Source organism: Flavobacterium flavipallidum, from assembly GCF_038289905.1.
GTDB classification, from domain to species: Bacteria; Bacteroidota; Bacteroidia; order Flavobacteriales; family Flavobacteriaceae; genus Flavobacterium; species Flavobacterium flavipallidum.
Genome location: NZ_JBBYHU010000002.1, coordinates 175,770 through 194,277, shown reverse-complemented (window position 1 = coordinate 194,277; position 18,508 = coordinate 175,770). Strand labels below are relative to the sequence as shown.

The 18,508-nt window shown below is 33.2% G+C and carries 13 protein-coding genes; 6 read left to right on the top strand and 7 right to left on the bottom strand.

What is annotated here, in order from left to right:
* Positions 1–13: 13 nt before the first annotated feature.
* Complete coding sequence (locus AAEO59_RS02100; RefSeq protein WP_341699091.1) at positions 14–979, bottom strand: App1 family protein; 966 nt, start codon at positions 977–979, stop codon at positions 14–16.
* 65 nt (positions 980–1,044) lie between these two features.
* On the opposite strand from AAEO59_RS02100, the gene AAEO59_RS02095 reads away from it, so the two are divergent.
* Complete coding sequence (locus tag AAEO59_RS02095; protein ID WP_341699090.1) at positions 1,045–1,926, top strand: diacylglycerol/lipid kinase family protein; 882 nt, start codon at positions 1,045–1,047, stop codon at positions 1,924–1,926.
* Here the strand turns inward: AAEO59_RS02095 and AAEO59_RS02090 are convergent.
* Positions 1,919–3,076 carry a peptidogalycan biosysnthesis protein gene (locus AAEO59_RS02090; RefSeq protein WP_341699089.1) on the bottom strand — a complete coding sequence of 386 codons (1,158 nt, stop codon included), beginning with the start codon at positions 3,074–3,076 and terminating at the stop codon, positions 1,919–1,921. The genes AAEO59_RS02095 and AAEO59_RS02090 overlap by 8 nt on opposite strands.
* 95 nt (positions 3,077–3,171) lie before the next feature.
* Between AAEO59_RS02090 and AAEO59_RS02085 the strand changes: the two genes are divergently transcribed.
* Positions 3,172–3,450, top strand: a complete 279-nt coding sequence (locus tag AAEO59_RS02085; protein WP_341699088.1) for a 4a-hydroxytetrahydrobiopterin dehydratase — start codon at positions 3,172–3,174, stop codon at positions 3,448–3,450.
* A gap of 44 nt (positions 3,451–3,494) precedes the next feature.
* On the opposite strand, the gene AAEO59_RS02080 is transcribed toward AAEO59_RS02085, so the two are convergent.
* The gene (locus AAEO59_RS02080) at positions 3,495–3,980 is read right to left on the bottom strand and encodes a DUF1761 domain-containing protein (RefSeq protein ID WP_341699087.1); all 486 of its coding nucleotides are present in this window, start codon (positions 3,978–3,980) and stop codon (positions 3,495–3,497) included.
* A 180-nt stretch (positions 3,981–4,160) separates the two neighbouring features.
* On the opposite strand from AAEO59_RS02080, the gene AAEO59_RS02075 reads away from it, so the two are divergent.
* Entirely contained in the window at positions 4,161–5,018 is an 858-nt protein-coding gene (locus AAEO59_RS02075) for a leucine-rich repeat domain-containing protein (protein WP_341699086.1), read from the top strand.
* A 97-nt stretch (positions 5,019–5,115) separates the two neighbouring features.
* Here the strand turns inward: AAEO59_RS02075 and AAEO59_RS02070 are convergent, their stop codons facing one another.
* The 4 genes from AAEO59_RS02070 to AAEO59_RS02055 all read right to left on the bottom strand — a co-directional run bounded on the left by AAEO59_RS02070 (position 5,116) and on the right by AAEO59_RS02055 (position 10,455).
* Positions 5,116–5,928 carry an SDR family oxidoreductase gene (locus AAEO59_RS02070; protein ID WP_341699085.1) on the bottom strand — a complete coding sequence of 271 codons (813 nt, stop codon included), beginning with the start codon at positions 5,926–5,928 and terminating at the stop codon, positions 5,116–5,118.
* A 91-nt stretch (positions 5,929–6,019) separates the two neighbouring features.
* A complete protein-coding gene (gene nagB / locus AAEO59_RS02065; RefSeq protein WP_341699084.1) occupies positions 6,020–7,948 on the bottom strand; it encodes a glucosamine-6-phosphate deaminase in 1,929 nt (642 codons plus the stop codon).
* A 12-nt stretch (positions 7,949–7,960) separates the two neighbouring features.
* Entirely contained in the window at positions 7,961–9,541 is a 1,581-nt protein-coding gene (locus AAEO59_RS02060) for a solute:sodium symporter family transporter (protein WP_341699083.1), read from the bottom strand.
* Between the two features lie 32 nt (positions 9,542–9,573).
* Positions 9,574–10,455 (bottom strand): inositol oxygenase family protein, encoded by an 882-nt coding sequence (locus tag AAEO59_RS02055; RefSeq protein WP_341699082.1) that lies wholly within the window; start codon positions 10,453–10,455, stop codon positions 9,574–9,576.
* Between the two features lie 613 nt (positions 10,456–11,068).
* Here AAEO59_RS02055 and AAEO59_RS02050 point away from each other — a divergent pair.
* The 3 genes from AAEO59_RS02050 to AAEO59_RS02040 all read left to right on the top strand — a co-directional run bounded on the left by AAEO59_RS02050 (position 11,069) and on the right by AAEO59_RS02040 (position 18,498).
* Positions 11,069–14,134, top strand: a complete 3,066-nt coding sequence (locus tag AAEO59_RS02050) for a SusC/RagA family TonB-linked outer membrane protein (protein WP_341699081.1) — start codon at positions 11,069–11,071, stop codon at positions 14,132–14,134.
* 24 nt (positions 14,135–14,158) lie between these two features.
* Positions 14,159–15,796 (top strand): RagB/SusD family nutrient uptake outer membrane protein, encoded by a 1,638-nt coding sequence (locus tag AAEO59_RS02045; protein WP_341699080.1) that lies wholly within the window; start codon positions 14,159–14,161, stop codon positions 15,794–15,796.
* Positions 15,797–16,185: 389 nt separating this feature from the next.
* A complete protein-coding gene (locus AAEO59_RS02040; protein WP_341699079.1) occupies positions 16,186–18,498 on the top strand; it encodes a GH92 family glycosyl hydrolase in 2,313 nt (770 codons plus the stop codon).
* Positions 18,499–18,508: the final 10 nt, after the last annotated feature.

The window sequence follows — 18,508 nt, the reverse complement described above, 5'->3', positions numbered from 1 at the left end:
TAGAAAAATAGGCTTAAGTAATTAAGCCTATTTTTTTTGAGTGCGTAATAGCCTCCTTACTTTTCTTAAAATAGCACACTTCTACCGAAAGGCTTTCTAAATTTTGAAGGGTTTTAATAACTTTCGTTTTTTTCTCTTTAGCAGTTTGTCGGATATAAATGGCCTGAATGGTCAAGGGGAAAATTTTAGCAATGGCTTCGTATAAAAAAGGATCTTCCTGTGAATCATCACCAATAAGCACATATTTTAAGTTAGGGTAAAATTCCAAAATGTGTTTAATTTTTTCAAACTTATGATTGTGTCCGCCTCTGCCAGTCCAGAAAAACTGGGACAAACTGGTTTTAATATCTTTTAGCAATAAAACCGCTTTGGGCAATTGGTGAATTTCGGTGAATTTTACAATAAACCGGTATAAATTCCATTCGCTGCTGGAAACATAAAAAAAAGTATTCAGCTCCTTGTGGTCTTCACGACCGGATTGGCTCAGTGCCTGATAATGTACAGTTACGTCCTCAAATATTTTGCGTCGATTGACGTTATGAAATAAAAGGTTGTAGAGCTTTCGTAGCGGATTCAGGGTATAGGAAACCAAGAAAGTGTCGTCAATGTCCGAAATGATGCCTAAATGGTCAATTCTAGGACGAAGATAACTTTCTTTGGCTGAGATTGTCTGGTTGTTGTATGTCAAGCTTACTTCATATTCCACCCAGCCGTAATCTTTTTGATGTAAAGGGATGCAAAATTTAAAATAGCCATCTTTTAAAGTTCGTGTGTGAATAGTATTTTGGTGGTGTTTCAGGTAAATATCGGCATTTCCCCAAGTTTTCATACGGTACATTCCAATGATGGAACTGGCGTTTTTAAAATTTTTGTCCTGAAAATCGTATTCTGCTTTTTTGGTAGGCAAAAATACATGTCCCATTACAATCAATTCCTGTTCATTGGCATAGCCACGGTATAGTTTTATAATAGGTTTCATGGGTAGATTTTTCTTTTGTAGCGTATTTTAAATTTAATTAATTTTAGAGTAAATAGGAAGTAAAAATGAATAAAAATAATGTGATGCTGGTGGTGAATCCCATTTCTGGAGGGGTTAACAAGGTTGCTTTAATTGAGCAACTAACTCAATATGCGCAAAATTTACAATTGAATTTATATAGTATTGCAACTTCGGGAGATAATGATTTGGAAAATATAAGAGATTTTTATCATCAATACCATCCTGAGAGAGTGTTGATTGCAGGTGGTGACGGAACGATAAAATTAGTTGCCGAGGCATTGGAACATGAAGATGTGATTTTTGGAATATTGCCTGTGGGCTCAGCTAATGGTTTAGCTACCGATTTGGGCTTAATTAAATCCGAAGAAGAAAATATTGCTATTGCATTTCAAAATCATTTTGTAATTGTTGATTGTATCGATATTAATGGAAAAATGTGTTTGCATTTGAGTGATATAGGTTTAAACGCTAAGTTAATTAAGAATTATCATAAGAGCGCCATTCGCGGAAAATTAGGTTATGCATTACAGCTTTTCAAAACCTTAATTTATTCTGTAAAACCTTTTCATGTTAAAATTAATATCAATAATCAAACAATAGAAAGTAATGCTAGAATGATTGTGATAGCCAATTCTCAGAAATATGGAACAGGAGTTGTGATTAATCCTATTGGAATTATGAGCGATGGGAAATTTGAATTGGTGATTTTAAAGCGCATTACATTCGGTGTTTTTATGGAATTTGTTCTGCGTAAAATTTCAGTTACTTCTAAAGATGTAATTGTTATTTCTACGAATAGTGCTGCTATTCATGTTAATAAGCCTGTTAGTTTTCAGATTGATGGGGAATATTGTGGCCCAGTAAAGGATTTGAATATCAATATCATCCCAAGAAAATTAAAGATAGCTTTACCAAAAATCAATTAACTTCTTTAAAAGGATTGCGAGCTTGCCATTCCAGTTTAGGTTCAAAATAGTGAAATGTTTTAGCCACGAATAAATTTAAAAAAGCATTGTTGTGCTTGATTAGGCCATACATTTCTACAGCCTGAGCTCCCACTGAACTTTTGATTTCCAAAGCTGTTCTTGCAAAAATAATTCGTTTGTATTTCTTATTAATCGAATAGCCAATCATGTCATATAACATGTTAAGATATAGCATTTTCTCTTTTTGGCAGTCTTCGCTGTAACCCAGAAAGTAGGTGTCAATATCGTTACCGTTTTTAATCAAGGTGTTGAAACCTATTAATTTATTTTCTTCGAAATAACCATAAAATAAGAAATGGTCTTTTAGGTTTTTCTTAAAAATTTCAAAATGATTTTCTCCTAAATAAAAGGTGTTGAAAGGTGCTTTTTCTGCCACATTCATGTACAGGCTATGAATTTCTTTTTCATGATTTTGAATTTCAGAAAGACTCATTTTTTGCTTATGTAAGGAATCCGATTTTTTTCGGGCTCTTTTGTATTGATCGCGGTATTTTTTGTTGAGATCAGCCAGATAATTATCAAAAGTTTCCCAAGAATTCTTGATGTTAAAAATCATATTAGGTTGTGTAGAAAACCTATAGAAAGAATCGAATTCTGGAACGTCAAAATTTTTAATTTGTATTTCTGAAAAATCTTTAAAAATAGTGAGGTGTGGTTTATTGCCTTGTTTTTGATATAGGTTTTCCAAAGCATTAGAAACTTGTTTTAAAAGCTTGACGAGCGAAGTTTTGGGGTGTTTTTTGCTTAACGCAATTCCGTTTTGTCCAGTAAACATGTTGTTTCCAATGATTAGAACTTTGGAACCAAATTTTTTAAATACAAAATTCCTTATTTTGGTTCTCAGGCAATGATCACGTTCTCCAAAAGAAGGAATTTGACTTAAATTTAAAAATTGCGAAATACAAATTCCAATAATTTCCTGTTTATGGAATAAAGCAATAAAACAGCAACTCATATTTTGCGGAGCAGCTGTTTCTAAAATTCTTAAATAATCTCTGGAGAGGAAAATGTTTTTTTGGGCCAAAATATCCCAATCGGCCGGAATATCCTGAACAGTGTTGTAAATTTTAAATGAAAATAATGGATTCAAGTTGGGTATGATTTTTCGAAGACGAAGGTACTATTTTAAGTTAATTTGAATGTTAAAAGCTTCAAAATAACTAATTTTATATAAAAAGAAAGATTATGAATACTTATGATGAAATAACAGCAGAATCTCTTTTGTCAGAATTAGAAAATTGGATTTTTCTCAATGATGGTTTAGAGAAAAAATTTGAATTCAAGAATTTCAATCAGGCTTTGGCTTTCATGGTTCAGGTAGGTTTATTAGCTGAAACGCGAAATCATCATCCGGAATTGCATAATATTTATAATAAAGTTTCTGTGAGATTGTCCACGCATGATGCTAATGGAGTAACCAACAAAGATTTTGATTTAGCCCAAGCAATTGATAAATTGTTGTAAAGAAACCTCCTCTTTAATGTTGTGTAAAGAGGAGGTTTTTTATTTTATTGCCAGGCACAGATAATACCGCCCATAATCGTAAAACATACTGCCCAATAGCCAGTATTTATAAAAGTATATTTCCAACTTTTTCTTTCAAATAAAGCATTATTAGCAATCATAGGAAAAGCAAAGAAAAGCCCCGCTAGAAAGCCATGAAATGCACCATGTTTGAAGGTTCTAAATGTTGTGCCATAATCTGCCATAAAAGCAGCATAAGATGGTTTAATATCCGCAGCACCTCCACCGCCAATCATGCTAAAAGCTCCCCATTGATGAATAGTAACAAATTGTAAAAACATTGCGATGAGGAAAGCAAAGAAAATGGCCATAATAAAAATTACAGGCATATTAGCTCCTTTCATTTTTTCTTCGGTTAATCCAGATTCTTTCATCCATACAGTTCCAAAAACTTTTGGATTATACCAGATAAATCCAATAACTAAAGTTGATAAAGCTGCTACGATTAATGCTAAAAAATTAATTTCCATAATAATTTGGTTTACAGGTTGGTTCACCAAATATAAAAATATATTTTAACAATTCACAAAACATATATTGTGTAAGAAAAAATTACAAAAACACAATAAAAAGTGTATTTCATCGATTTTTTTGTGTTTTTAATCGACTTTTGTATTACTTTTAATCTTGTTAAATAAAAAAAAGGAATTATGAAAAATATCATTACTTCATTACTAATTCTTTTGTCTTCATTTTCAATGATTGCAAATGTGACACTTGCTGACAAAGAAATCCTTGTAAAATTATATCAAGCTACCAATGGTGCCCAATGGAAAGCTCAATGGGATCTTTCAAAACCGGTAGCGACTTGGACAGGAGTAAAAGTTGTGAATGATAAAGTAGTGGCTTTAGATTTACAGGATAATAATTTGGATGGTCAAATACCAGCAGAGCTAGGAGACTTGAAAAGTTTAGAAGTTTTAAATTTGCATAAAAATCATCTATCAGGTGGTATTCCGGTAAGTTTAGGGAATTTGTCAGCTTTGACAGTTTTAGATTTATCTTTCAATAGTTTATCTGGAGCAATTCCTGCCTCAGTATGTAATTTGAGTAATTTAAAAACGCTTGAATTGTATATGAATAGATTTAATGGTCAATTACCATCAAATTTAGGGAATTTACAAAAATTAGAAACTTTGGCTATTTTTAATAATGAAATTGAAGGTGAAATTCCAGCTTCATTTTATCAAATTAAAACATTAAAAACTGCTTTGTTAAACAGTAACAAATTAAGTGGTTCTTTGAGTCATGATGTAGCTAATTTGACCGAATTGACAAATCTTAGTTTGTTTGAGAATAATTTACAAGGACAAGTTCCTTTAGCAATTGAAAAATTGAACAATTTGAAAGAAATGAACATTTCATATAATAAGTTCAATGGTTTAGTTACTAGAAAATTAGCAATGTTAGATACGCTTAATATGACAATGATTAATGAAAGTGGTGTGGCTTATTTAATGAATGTTGCCGTAGAAGTTGATAAAAGACCGATCGTTTCAGAGGAATAATTTTTTTGGTTAGAAAATTGTTTTTTTATATTAAGTTAGTTTTATAATAAGTTTAGTGTTTGTAAACCTGTGAATTTTATTCACAGGTTTTTTGTTTTTATACACCACTAAAAGCACTAAATCCACCATCAATGGGTAGTACAATTCCGGTAACGAATTTTGATGCATCACTGCATAAAAAATGAATAGCTCCTGCTAATTCATCTGCCTCGCCAAATCGTTGCATTGGTGTGTTGCTGATGATTTTGTGGCCTCTTTCGGTATAGGTTCCGTCTTCGTTAGTTAATAATTTTCGATTTTGATTACCAATAAAAAAACCTGGAGCAATGGCATTTACTCTAATTTTACTGCTAAATTTTGTTGCCATTTCTACTGCCATCCAACGAGTGAAATTTTCCATGGCTGCTTTAGACGCTGAGTAGCCCACAACTCGGGTTACAGCTCTTTCTACCGTCATCGATGAGAAATTGATAATGATACCTTCTTTTTGAAGCGCCATTTGTTCACCAAAAACAATCGATGGAAGTACCGTTCCGTTTAGGTTTAAATCAGTAACGGTTTGAAAAGCATCCATGGATAAATCAAAGATAGTTTGATCCGGACTTATAGTAGCGCCAGGCATATTACCGCCAGCAGCATTTAATAAAATGTCAATTCGTTTATATTGAGTAAGGATTTTTTCTTTTGCTTCTGTTAATGATTCTTTGTCAAGTATATTGGCTGCGATTCCAATAGCCTCATGCCCCTTGTTTTTTAGATTATTTACCGATTCGTTTATCGTTTCTTGGTTTCTGCCAATAATTACAATTTTTGCACCGGATTCAGCTAAATGTTCTGCAATTGAACTGCCTAAAACCCCAGTTCCGCCTGTAATTACGGCTACTTTATTTTTAATATTAAATAAGTTCATTTCTAGTTTAGAATTTAGTTTTAATTTAAAAGCTGTGGAAAATTAGAGTTAATTTCCACAGCTTCATTTAAAAAAGTATTAGGGTTTGGTATTAAAATTTCCACCTAACAAAGGCTTCCATAGCAGCGTAATTAGACAAACCTAATTGGTCGTATAATTCAGCTGTTTCTTTGTTACGGTCTTCGGCTCTTTGCCAAAATTCTCTGGCGTCAGTTCCTTGAAATACTACACCGTCTTTTTGAGATTGGTGCTTAAATATTCCATGTCTTTTAGCTAAAACCTGATCCGGACTCATTGGAACAGCCATTTCGATTTCGTCAATTCCCCATTCCTGCCATGCTCCACGATACAGCCATAGCCAGCAATCTTTCATGAAATCCTTTTCTTTAAGATTTTTTACGGCTTCGAAAATTGCATCTAAACAAACTTTATGTGTTCCATGAGGATCGGCTAGATCACCTGCAGCAAAAATCTGGTGAGGTTTTATTTTTTCGATAAGATCCATCGTAAGTTGGATGTCAGCACTTCCTAATGGTTTCTTTTCAATCGTTCCGGTTTCATAAAAAGGCAGGTTCATAAAATGTATTTGTTCGTCAGAAAGACCAACAAAATGAGCTGTAGCTCGCGCTTCTCCTTTTCGAATTAAACCTTTAAGATGTCTTACTTCAGGAATATCAATTTGACTGTTTTTTTTATGAATTAAAAAATTATGCGCTTTTTGGTAAATCAAATCAGCTTCAGGACTATTTATTCCAAATTTTTCATTGTAATCGCATACAAAATGAGCAAAACGTTCCGCCTCACTATCGGCAACAGCTATATTCCCTGAGGTTTGATAGGCAACATGAACCTCGTGTCCCTGTTCCTGTAAGCGCATAAATGTTCCCCCCATACTGATGATGTCATCATCCGGATGCGGACTAAAAATCAACACTCTTTTCTTGATAGGTTCTGCACGTTCTGGTCGGTTATTGTCATCTGCATTAGGTTTTCCTCCCGGCCAACCGGTGATTGTATGTTGTAATTTGTTGAAAATTTCAATGTTAATGTTGTAAGCAGGACCTAAATCAGCTAATAAATCGCTCATTCCGTTTTCAATATAATCCGCATCAGTAAGTCTTAAAATTGGTTTTTTTAATTCTAATGCCATTCCTAAAACGGCTCTTCGAGTTAGTTTATCAGTCCAGACAATTTTTTCAACTAGCCAAGGTTTGTTGATACGGGTAAGTTTTGAAGCGGCTTCCTTATCCAATACAAAAACAGCATCATTATGTTCCTGTAAGAAAGATGCGGGTACAAGATTAGTAACTGTGCCTTCAGCAGAAGCTTTTACAATGTTTGATTTTCCTTCTCCCCAAGCTAATAAAATAACTCTTTTGGCTTCCATAATTTTTTTAACACCTAAAGTAATGGCAGTTCGAGGTGTGTTGTTTAAGCCTGAGAAATCTTTACTGGCTGCAACCCTTGTAATATGATCTAGTGCTACTAGTCTTGTTTTAGAATTTTGCAGGGAACCTGATTCGTTAAATCCGATGTGTCCGTTTCCACCTATTCCAAGTATTTGTAAATCGATGCCGCCCAAGGCTTCTATTTTTTCTTCGTATTGTGCACAATATTCTTGGATTTTCTCCTTAGAAAGAGTACCGTCAGGGATATGGTAATTTTCAGGTAAAATGTCAATTTGGTCTAATAGTAATTCTTTCATGAAACGAACATAACTATTGATGGAATCAGGTTCCATAGGGTAATATTCGTCAAGGTTGAAAGTGATTACGTTTTTAAAACTAAGCCCTTCTTCTTTATGCATTCTAACTAATTCAGCATAAAGACCTTTTGGTGATGAACCTGTAGCTAAACCAAGAACACATTGTTCGTTTTGTTCTTGTTTTAGTCGAATTAATGCTGCAATTTCTTGTGCAACGGCTATTGAAGCTGTTTTTGAATTTTCGAAAACTACGGTATTGATGTTTTCAAATCGTTTTTCAAATCCAGTCGCTTTATCAATACTGCTTTTTATCATTGTGTTTTTTATTTAAGATAGTATGATGTAAATTAAGATTGTCAAGCATATTAAAATGCTTCCGGCCAAGTTCATACCTGACCAAGGTTTTTCATTTTCAGTTGTTTTTATTTCAGTGACAATAGCATCTGTTTTTGCATTAGCGTAATATTTTGAGAACAAAAACATGATTAGGAAGTTTAAAACAAACTCGATTCCCCATAAATGTACAAAATGAATATTTAGCTTAAGTATAAATGAGGTTAAGATGTAAAAAATTAGTCCAAAAAATAGACCTGCTTTAGCACCTACAGCATTGATTTGTTTAAAAAATAATCCGGCGATTAAAACAGAAGATATAGGAATGAAAAAGATTCCGTTTAATTGCTGCAATAAGAAATAGAGTCCTGAAGGAGCATATGCCATTAAAGGAGCAACAGATATGGATAAAACAGCAAGTATTGCTGCAGCAATTTTACCAATATGAGCCAGTTTTTCATCGGTTGCATTCTTGTCGAAAGTTTTTTTGTAAATATCGATGCAAAAAATGGTATTTGCCGAATTTAATATGCTGTTAAATGTACTTAGAACAGCGCCAAGTATTACTGCTGCAAAAAAGCCATAGAGGTAACTTGGGAGTATTTTTTTGACTAATAAAGGGTAAATTAAGTCGGGCTTATTGTAATAGTCTTCCTGAAAATAGTAGAAGCCAATTAATCCAGGAAGCACAATAACAAGGGGCATCAATAATTTGAAAATTCCAGTTATAATTAGGCCTTTTTGAGCTTCTTCTAAATTTTTAGCCCCTAATGCCCGTTGGATTATTGTTTGGTTCATTCCCCAAAAATAGATTTGGTTAATCATTAAGCCTGTAAAGAGTGTTGAAAAAGGTAGGATAGAGTCTTCGCTACCGATGATATCAAACTTCTTTGGAGCAAAATGATAAATATTACTTACTCCTGTAAAAATATTACCTTCCCCAATTTGGTACAAAGCAATTACGGGAATTAATAAACCTCCTAATATCATTCCTATACCGTTTAGGGAGTCTGAAAAAGCGATTGCTTTTAATCCTCCAAAAATATAGTATGCAGAACCTAATGTTCCTATTGCCAGTATCGTATAAATTAAGGATTCCTTTTTAGAAATTGAAAATACACTTGAAAAATCAAATATATTTTCTATGTTGATAGCACCCGAATATAAGATAATTGGTAAAAGGGTAACTACAAAAGAACTCATTAATAATACTGCTACAACTGAACGTATGCTTGCATCAAAACGTTTTTCAAGAAACTCAGGAATCGTGGTGAGTTTCATTTTCATGAACCGGGGAATGATATAAATCCCGGCAATGACAATTGCGATGGTAGAGGTAATTTCCCAAGCAATCACAATGATACCATTTTTATAAGCGCTACCATTCATTCCTATTAAATGTTCTGTCGAAATGTTTGTCAGTAGCATAGAACCAGCAACAACTGGAGCAGTTAAACTTTTGCCAGCAAAAAAATATCCATTTGAAGTGTCCAGATTATCTTTTCTGAGTTTATAGCTTGTGTACAGTATTACAAGCAGAGTGAAACCAAAAAAGCCTAAGTAGCTGTACAACATTTCAAATGGATATTTAGTTTATATAGTGTTTATTAGAATTTTAATTTGGCAGGCAAATATTTGGCTACTAATTCTTCGTAATAAGGTCTTAAAGCTTTAGAATCTGGTTTAACAGGAGCTTTAGTGTATAAATCGTAAGGGTTGAATTTTTTAACCCATTCAAACATTTCAATATCATGCTCTGTCATTAAATGAGCATAAGCATTCTCTCTGTGTTGTGAGTAAAAAGAATGGTAACGAATCATATATAAAGCAGGTTCAGGAAGATAATCTTTCATGATTTGGTATAAATATTCGTCATGACCCCAGCTCATTTTTACTTTATCTAATCCGCAATTTGGTGAATATACACCATATTTTGTGTTGTATTTTTCGTTAGTGTTGTCAGGATTGGCCTCAAAAAACTCTGGATAAACTATTTTATCCGAGAATTTACAACCTACTGGGAAGGTATCTCCTACAACAGCCCATTGTGGTTCTCCAAATAAACATAAAACTTTTCCAATATCATGAAGGAATCCGGTAAGTACAAACCAGTCAGGGTGACCATCAGCACGGATAGCCTCTGATGTTTGAAGTAAGTGTTGGAATTGATCTAAATCGATATCCGGATCACTATCATCAACTAAGGTGTTTAGGAAATCGACAGCTTCCCATAGTGACATTTCTTTACGGTCAAATTTTAAAAACTCTTTTTCCTTTTCACAAACAAAATCATAAGTTTGAAAAGTATGGTTGATTCTGTAAAATTCTCTTACTGTTTCTACTCTTTCGGAGTCAACATAATTTCTGAATTCTTCTTTTTCTTTTTTCTCAACAGCAGGGTCAGGGTAACGTTCGATTAAATTTTCTTCCCAATCGTCAATTTGATGCATCGGATTATTGAACTTGTCGGTAGCATTAGCATTTTTCATCTGGTTCTTTGTTTTATTTTATGAATTAAATAAATAATAATTTGTTTGGTAGCATTGTCGCTGTGATTATTAGTATGATTCAAAATTACGCAGTTATGCTTTTTTTAAAATGGATATATGGTTCAAAAACATGGATAAAATTTTCATTCTACTAATTTTCCATCTTGTAAATTAAATAATATGTATTGATTGTTTGTTGGTTGAATTTTTTAATACAGGAGTTTTTGTTTTTAAAAAGCAATTTACAATGTTATAGAGAGGTAAAAAATTAAAATAAAGTCCATGATTTGTTTAGGAGTCTTTTTTTTATTGCTGCTTAATGCAAAATATGTCCTTGTTTTTAACTTTTAATGTTAAAAAAGCAGTGAAAAATTAACTTAAAGCTTTGCTAATAGAGTTAGGGTAGTTAATAATGCTGAAACGCTGTTAATTAAGGAGTTTATTAAGGATAGTTTAAAAAAATACAGCTTAAAAAGTGTAAAATGCATTTTTAACACCCTTTTTTTAGGGTTGAATTGGTCGGATTTTATATGTTTTTGACGAATTTGTCCATTTCGAACAGCTTTTGAACTGTTAATTTTACCATAATATTATTAACTAATACTAATTAAAAATGAAAAAAACCAAATTCAAATTATTGGCGTTATTTTTTCTGATAGCGTTTTCAATTAATTCGTGGGCGCAAAAAACGCAGGTATCTGGTGTGGTAACAGATCAAACTAAACTTTCAGTTCCGGGAGTTAATGTTTTAGTAAAAGGAACAAAGGATGGTGTATCGACAGATTTTGATGGGAAATTTAAAATTAGTGCAAAACCAGGTGATGTAATTGTGTTCTCTTTTTTAGGATACAAAACTTTAGAAGTTCCTTATAAAGGAGGAGCTACACTAAATGTTACTTTGAAAGAAGATAGTGCACAACTTGACGAAGTGGTAGTAATTGGTTACGGTACTGTTAAGAAAAATGATTTAACAGGTTCTGTAGCTACTATTAGTGCGAAACAAATTGAACAGGCAAATAAGGTTGATGCGATTTCAGCACTTCAAGGTCAATCAGCGGGTGTTGTTATTCAGCGTACTGATAATAAGCCTGGTGGTGGTGGATTTAATATTCGTATTCGTGGTGCTAGTACAATTAATTCTTCCCAAGCTGCAAATGCAAATGGAGGGTTTACACCAGGGCAAAATCCATTATTTATCGTGGATGGGATTTTCTTAGATGATATTTCCTTTTTGAATCCCGCAGATATTAGTAGAATGGACATTCTTAAAGATGCTTCGGCTACTGCAATTTATGGTTCCAGAGGTAGTAATGGGGTAGTTTTGATTGAAACTAAACGTGGTAAAACCGGAGAGCTTAAAGTGAATTACTCAAATTATGTAGGGGTAAAGCAAGCTTATCATATGCCAGAAATGCTTAATGCTACAGAGTATGTTGAATATCTTAAAGATGTTGTTGTAGGTAATAAATTTGCTGCCAATCAATTGAATTACAGAAGAGATGATGTTGTTTTGTCTGATTATTTAGATGCTGAAGAAAGACAGAATATTGCAGATGGTGTTAATACGGATTGGGTTGATTTATTATTAGTTAGAGGTTTTCAAACTAATCATACTTTCAATTTAAGTGGAGGAACTGAGAAAACGGTTTATGCAGCTGGCTTGGCTTACACAAAAGACGAAGGAACAGTTGAAGGAGAATCTTTTGATAGATATAATATTAGAGGTAGTATAAAAAGTGATTTGACTAAATGGTTGAATTTTAGTCTTAATAATTACATTACTAGTGCTATTAATGATTCAGGTAGCTGGGAGGCATTTAGAAGTGCTTATAGATTAAAACCAATTGGTAGACCTTATAATGAAGATGGTTCTTTGAAATTCTTTCCAACAGCTAAAGAAACCCAAATTACAAATCCTTTATTTGAGTCAGATTATCAAACTAAAGAAACAAGATATCTACAGTATTTAGGTGATATAGCATTACAAATTAAACCGTTTGAAGGATTAAGTCTTACAACTAAATTCTCACCAAATATTAAATATTCACGTTATGGAGAATACAGAGGATTGTATTCTAAGGATGTTGTTGGTCAAGCTGCTTTAAGAAGAGCTGTTGTCGATAATTCAAATTATTTTTCATATTCATGGGATAATATCTTGAACTATAAGTATGAAAAAGGAATTCATGCGCTAGATGCAACTGCAGTTTTTTCTAGATTTATGGAACGTAGTGAATTTTATCATAATCAAGTAAGAAATTTTACAACTGATGATTTCTCGTTCTATAACTTAGATGCTGGGACAAATATCGTTGAAGTTACAAGTGATTTTGTGAGACAAACATTGGAATCTTATACTGGAAGATTGAATTATACTTTAAATAATAAGTATTTATTTACAGTTACAGGGCGTTATGATGGTTCTTCAATTTTAGCAGCAGGAAATAAATGGGCTTTCTTCCCATCGGCTGCCTTTGGATGGAAATTAATAGATGAGGGTTTCATGAAAAATCAAAAGATTTTTAGTAATGCAAAGGTTAGATTGAGCTACGGTCAAACGGGTAATAATGGTCAAGGTGGAGGTTTAGCTCCATTAGCGTCACAGTCATTAATTGCTAATGGGGCAACAAATATTGGAGGTACATCTGTTGCAACGGCTTATTTAACAGGTTTGGCAAATAAAAACCTTACATGGGAGAAAACATCAGAGGTAAATCTTGGGTTTGATTTTGGAGTTTTAAATAATAAAGTTACAGGTTCTATTGATGTTTATAATAGAAAAATAACAGGTATTATTTTCTATACAGGATTACCATCAACAACTGGATTTGGTGGAACATTTGATAATATTGGAGAGTCTACAAATAAAGGAATAGAGGTAGGTTTAAATACTACCAATGTTGATAATGGGCGTTTAAAATGGACTACAAGTTTTAATTTTGCTGCAAATAAAAATACAATTGATAAGCTTTATGGAGGTTTAGATGTTCTTTATTATTCTGCATCAAGTAATAATTTAGTGCATAAAGTTGGATCACCTATTGGAGCTATCTATGATTATGTATTTGATGGTATTTGGCAATTAGATGAAGCTACTGAAGCAGCTACTTTTGGACAAACACCAGGACAGGTTAAAGTTAAAGATATTAATGGTGATGGATTAATTACTGCTGACGCTGACAGACAAGTTATTGGGCAAGTTACTCCAAAATGGACAGGAAGTATTGTTAGTAACATGAATTACAAAAATTTTGATTTTTCATTTTTAGTTAATACAAGTCAGGGAGCAACAATGTCAAGTAATTTCCATAATAATACAATTTTTCCTTGGGATGGAGATCCTGCAAGACTATTTAACGCTGCAAAAGTAGATTATTGGACACCTGAAAATGCATCTAATTCTATGTATCAGCCAGGTAATGCTGGAAAATATGGGCATTTAGTAAAATATAAAAACGTATCATTTACTAAGGTTGGTTATATAACACTTGGTTATACAATTCCACAAACAGTGTTACAAAAACTTAAAATTAGTAGTTTAAGAGTATACACTACGGTACAAAATCCGTTTGTTATTTCTAGCTATGATGGTTGGGATCCAGAAAATGCTGGAAGAAATGCTTGGGGAGCTGCTTTTATGTCTCGTACTTACATGGCAGGAATCAATTTGAACTTTTAGAGTATAAATTTAAAATTTAAGAAAATGAAATATATAAATATAAAATTATGGCTAGTCCTACTTTCTGTTGGTATTCTAGGCTCTAGTTGTGAATCTTATTTGGAAGAAGAAAATAAGTCGACCATAACGATAGATGCTGCATTGTCTAAGACAGAAACATTTGATCAATTAGTTGCAACTGCATACTTAAGAGCTAGAGAAACAACTACTCGTTACACTGCTGATTTATATTATGCTCTGGAAGATTTAGGTACTGATATCGTTACAAGAGGCGGTGTAGTCTCAGGTACTAATGATCTTAATGATTATGTAAACTTTACATCAACAAACTGGGCTGTTGATGTATATTGGGGAAATCAATATAGTATTATTTCTGCAGCAAATGTTGCTATAGAGTATTCTGATAAAATTTCAGGACTTTCTGAAACTGCCAAAAATACTGGATTAGGAGAGGTTAAGTTTTTTAGAGCTATGTCTTATTTTAATTTAGTTGAAAATTATGGTGGTGTCCCATTAGTTTTAAAACCTATTACAACAGCCGAAAGAAATTTTGTTCGTAATTCTGAAGAGGAAGTATATACTCAAATTGTGAGTGATCTTAATGATGCATTGACAGGAGTTCCTGAAACGACAACGGTTTTTGGAAGAATAACTAAAGATGCGGTAAGACATTTATTGTCAAAAGTGTTATTGACTAGAGGATACAAAACTTTTGGTACTACAGCTGATTTTACTCAAGCTGCTTCATTAGCAGATACAGTAATTGCCAATCATCCATTAGTTTCATCATTTGCTTCTTTAACAAGTATCTCTAATCAAAGAAATTCAGAGGTTATTTTTTCTTATTTATTTGGAAATAATGCTGCAACACGTGGTTGGGGGAATTCAAGACATATGATGTATAAGTTTTCATTCTTCGATTATCCAGGTTTATCTCGGACTGTAAAAGGCTTAGGACCTATGCCAACGCCATTTTATTATTCGCTATTTTCTGACGATGATCAAAGAGCAGACGCTACATTTAAAAGAGTTTTATATGCTGATAAAGCTTTTGTGGCTACTGTTGCAGGAAATCCAGTAAACGTGGCTGTAGGAGATACAGCAATTTATTTCCCAAAAGTAGCTTGGTCAGATTCTAAAATTGCTTCAAAACCATATAAAGTTATTAATCCTGATAAATATTTAACAAGTGACGGTACTACTCCTGTGCATTATCCAATTTTCAAGAAGTTTGACGATCCTACCGTTGCTTTTACACAGCCAGATCAACCATCTTTAGGAGAAAGAGACATGGTAATTATGAGAAGTGGTGAAGCGTACTTAATAGCGGCTGAAGCTTATTTAAAAGCATCAAACGCTACTACTGCTGCTGCTCGCCTTACCACTTTGAGAAGTAGAGCTGGTTTAACAACTGCAGTAACTTCAGGACAGGTAACTATCGATTTCATTTTAGATGAAAGAGCCAGAGAATTGACCGGAGAAGTGAATAGATGGATGGATTTAAAGCGAACAGGTAAGTTGCTTGAGAGAGTTTATGCTCATAATCCTCATGTTGCGTTTAACAATGCTCTTAAAGCGTATCATTTGTTAAGACCAATTCCACAGGGTGAAATTGATGATTCAGGTAATAGTATTACACAAAATCCTGAATATACAAATTAAGTTAAAGATTGTTTATTGTTAAGTTGGTTGGTGATTTATTTACCTATGAAAGGAGAAGAAGCTTTGTCTTCTTCTCTTTTCTTTCTTAAAGTGTGTTTTTTCAATTTTTAATAATTACAATTTTTTCGATTAAGTGAACCTGGTTTGAATAAGATACTATTTCAATAGTTGCATTTTTTTTTAGAAAAGAAATCCAACTGTTTTTAGAAGTTTAGAAAACTTTAGTGTTCATTTTTTTAATAGAAAATTGTGGTTTTTATTCCACTCGAAAAACATCTTTAACATTAAAATCAAAAAAACATAAAACAGATTTAAATTCAATTTCAATTTCAAAAATTAAGTTTAGAGCCTAAATTAATTCGTTTTATAAAAAACACAAACAGATAAATATGAATTTATCCCGTTTATTAAAATATAGTTCCATTCCAGTTGCTTTAGTTTTTGTTTTTTCCTGTTCTGTGAAGTCTAAAGGAGCCAGATACGTAGATTTTGTCAACCCTTTAATAGGAACTGCACCATCAACAACTCTAAGTGCCTTACAACACGGTGAGGATGAAAAAGAGAATAATGCGCAGGTAGTACCTTATGTAACGGTTCCTTTTGGAATGACCAATTGGACAGCTCAAACCAAAGGAACAGAAACCAAATGTATTGCACCATATTACTATACCGACAAAAAGATTTCTGGTTTTAGAGGCAGTCATTGGCTAAGTGGTTCTTGTGTGCAGGATTATGGAAGTATGACTATAATGCCAGTAAGCGGTAAATTAAAATGTCAAACAGAAGACAGAGCTTCTCATTTTTCACATGATACCGAAAAGACCACTCCGTATAATTATAATGTAAAGCTTGCTGACTATAAAATTGATGTAAACATGACGGCTACTAAGCGTTGTGGTTTGTTCCAATTTACATTTGAAAATTCAGGTGAGGCACATATTGTTGTGAATCCGAATAGTGATGAAGCTGAAGGATTTATTCAAATAAACGCCGATAAAAATGAAATTGTGGGCTACAATCCAGTACATCGAATTTATCAGGGCTGGGGCGATAAAGCAGGATTTAGTGGCTATTTTGTAGTGAAATTGAGTAAAAGTTCAAGCAAATTTGGTGTTTATCAAAATGATAAAATCTTAGAAGGAAATACACAAATTTCGGATTTAGAAAACATAGGAGGGTATATTTCTTTTAATGTAGAAAAAGGAGAAACAATTGAAGCAAAAATCGGAACTTCATTTACCAGCATTGAACAAGCCAGAAAAAATTTAGAAGCTGAAACCAAAGGTTTGGATTTTGCTAAAGCTAAAGATAATTTAAAAAATACCTGGGAAAACTTACTTTCCAAAGTAAAAGTAGAAGGTAATAATCAGGATGATAAAGTAAAGTTTTATACAGCGATGTATCATAGTTACTTGCAGCCAAGAACCTTTAATGATGTTGATGGAACTTATGTGAGTTTTAACGGAGGAAATCAATTAATGAATAGTGGTAAGGAAGATTATTTTACTGATTTTTCGATGTGGGACATTTACAGGTCTTCGCTTCCATTGTTTAATATGTTAACGCCAAAAGTAAACGGTCAAATGATGCGCAGCCTGTTTTCTATGGCTGAGCAAGGTGGATGGATGCCAATTTTTCCTTGTTGGAACAGTTATACTTCGGCTATGATTGGGGATCATTCTGTAGCAGCAATTGCCGATGCTTATATGAAAAATAACATTGAAATTTCGGATAAAGAATACAGCTATTTATTGCAAAATGCCTTTCAAACGCCTGAAAATGTTGATTATGTAAATGGCAAAGGACGTCGGGCTTTAGCTTCCTATTTAAAATACGGTTACATTCCGCTAGAAGATGAGGTTAAAGAATCTTTTCATCAGGGAGAACAGGTTTCCAGAACCTTAGAATATGCTTTTGATGATTTTGCGCTTTCGCAAATTGCAGCTAAAAAAGGTGATACTATGAATGCCCGATTATTGAAAAAAAGAGCTTTGAATTATCAAAATGTCTATAGCGTAGCCGATTCCTGTGTAAGAGGACGTTTTGCCGATGGGACTTTTACAAAAGATTTTGACAAGTTTATCAGAAAATCATATATAACTGAAGGAACGCCTTATCAATACACTTGGTATGTTCCGCAGGATATCAAAGGATTAATGAATTTAATGGGAGGAGAAAATGGTTTTAATGCCAACTTGGATCGTTTCCATGCCGCTAAGCAATATTGGCATGGAAATGAGCCGGGTCACCAAATTCCATTTCTATACAACTATTCAGGTCAACCTTGGAAAACACAGGAATTGGTCAATCAAATTATGAAAACTGAGTACAGTAATGAAGTAGGTGGATTAAGCGGTAATGATGATGCCGGACAAATGTCGGCCTGGTATGTGTTTTCTGCTTTAGGATTTTATCCTGTGGCTCCGTCTGTGCCTCAATATGTGATTTCAGGACCACATTTTGATAAAATTACGTTGAGTTTTGAAAATGGGAAAAAGTTAATCATCAATGCAAAAGGTGCCTCTTCAGGGAATAATTACATCCAAAAATTGCGATTTAACGGAGTTGAATATGATAAAAATTATTTAGACCATTTTTCTGTCATGAAGGGTGGAAAGTTGGATTTCGAAATGGGTAACCAACCTAATAAGACTTGGGGAACTACTCAGGAAAATAGACCCTTTTCATTGTCTAAAAAGTAAAAAACAAAAG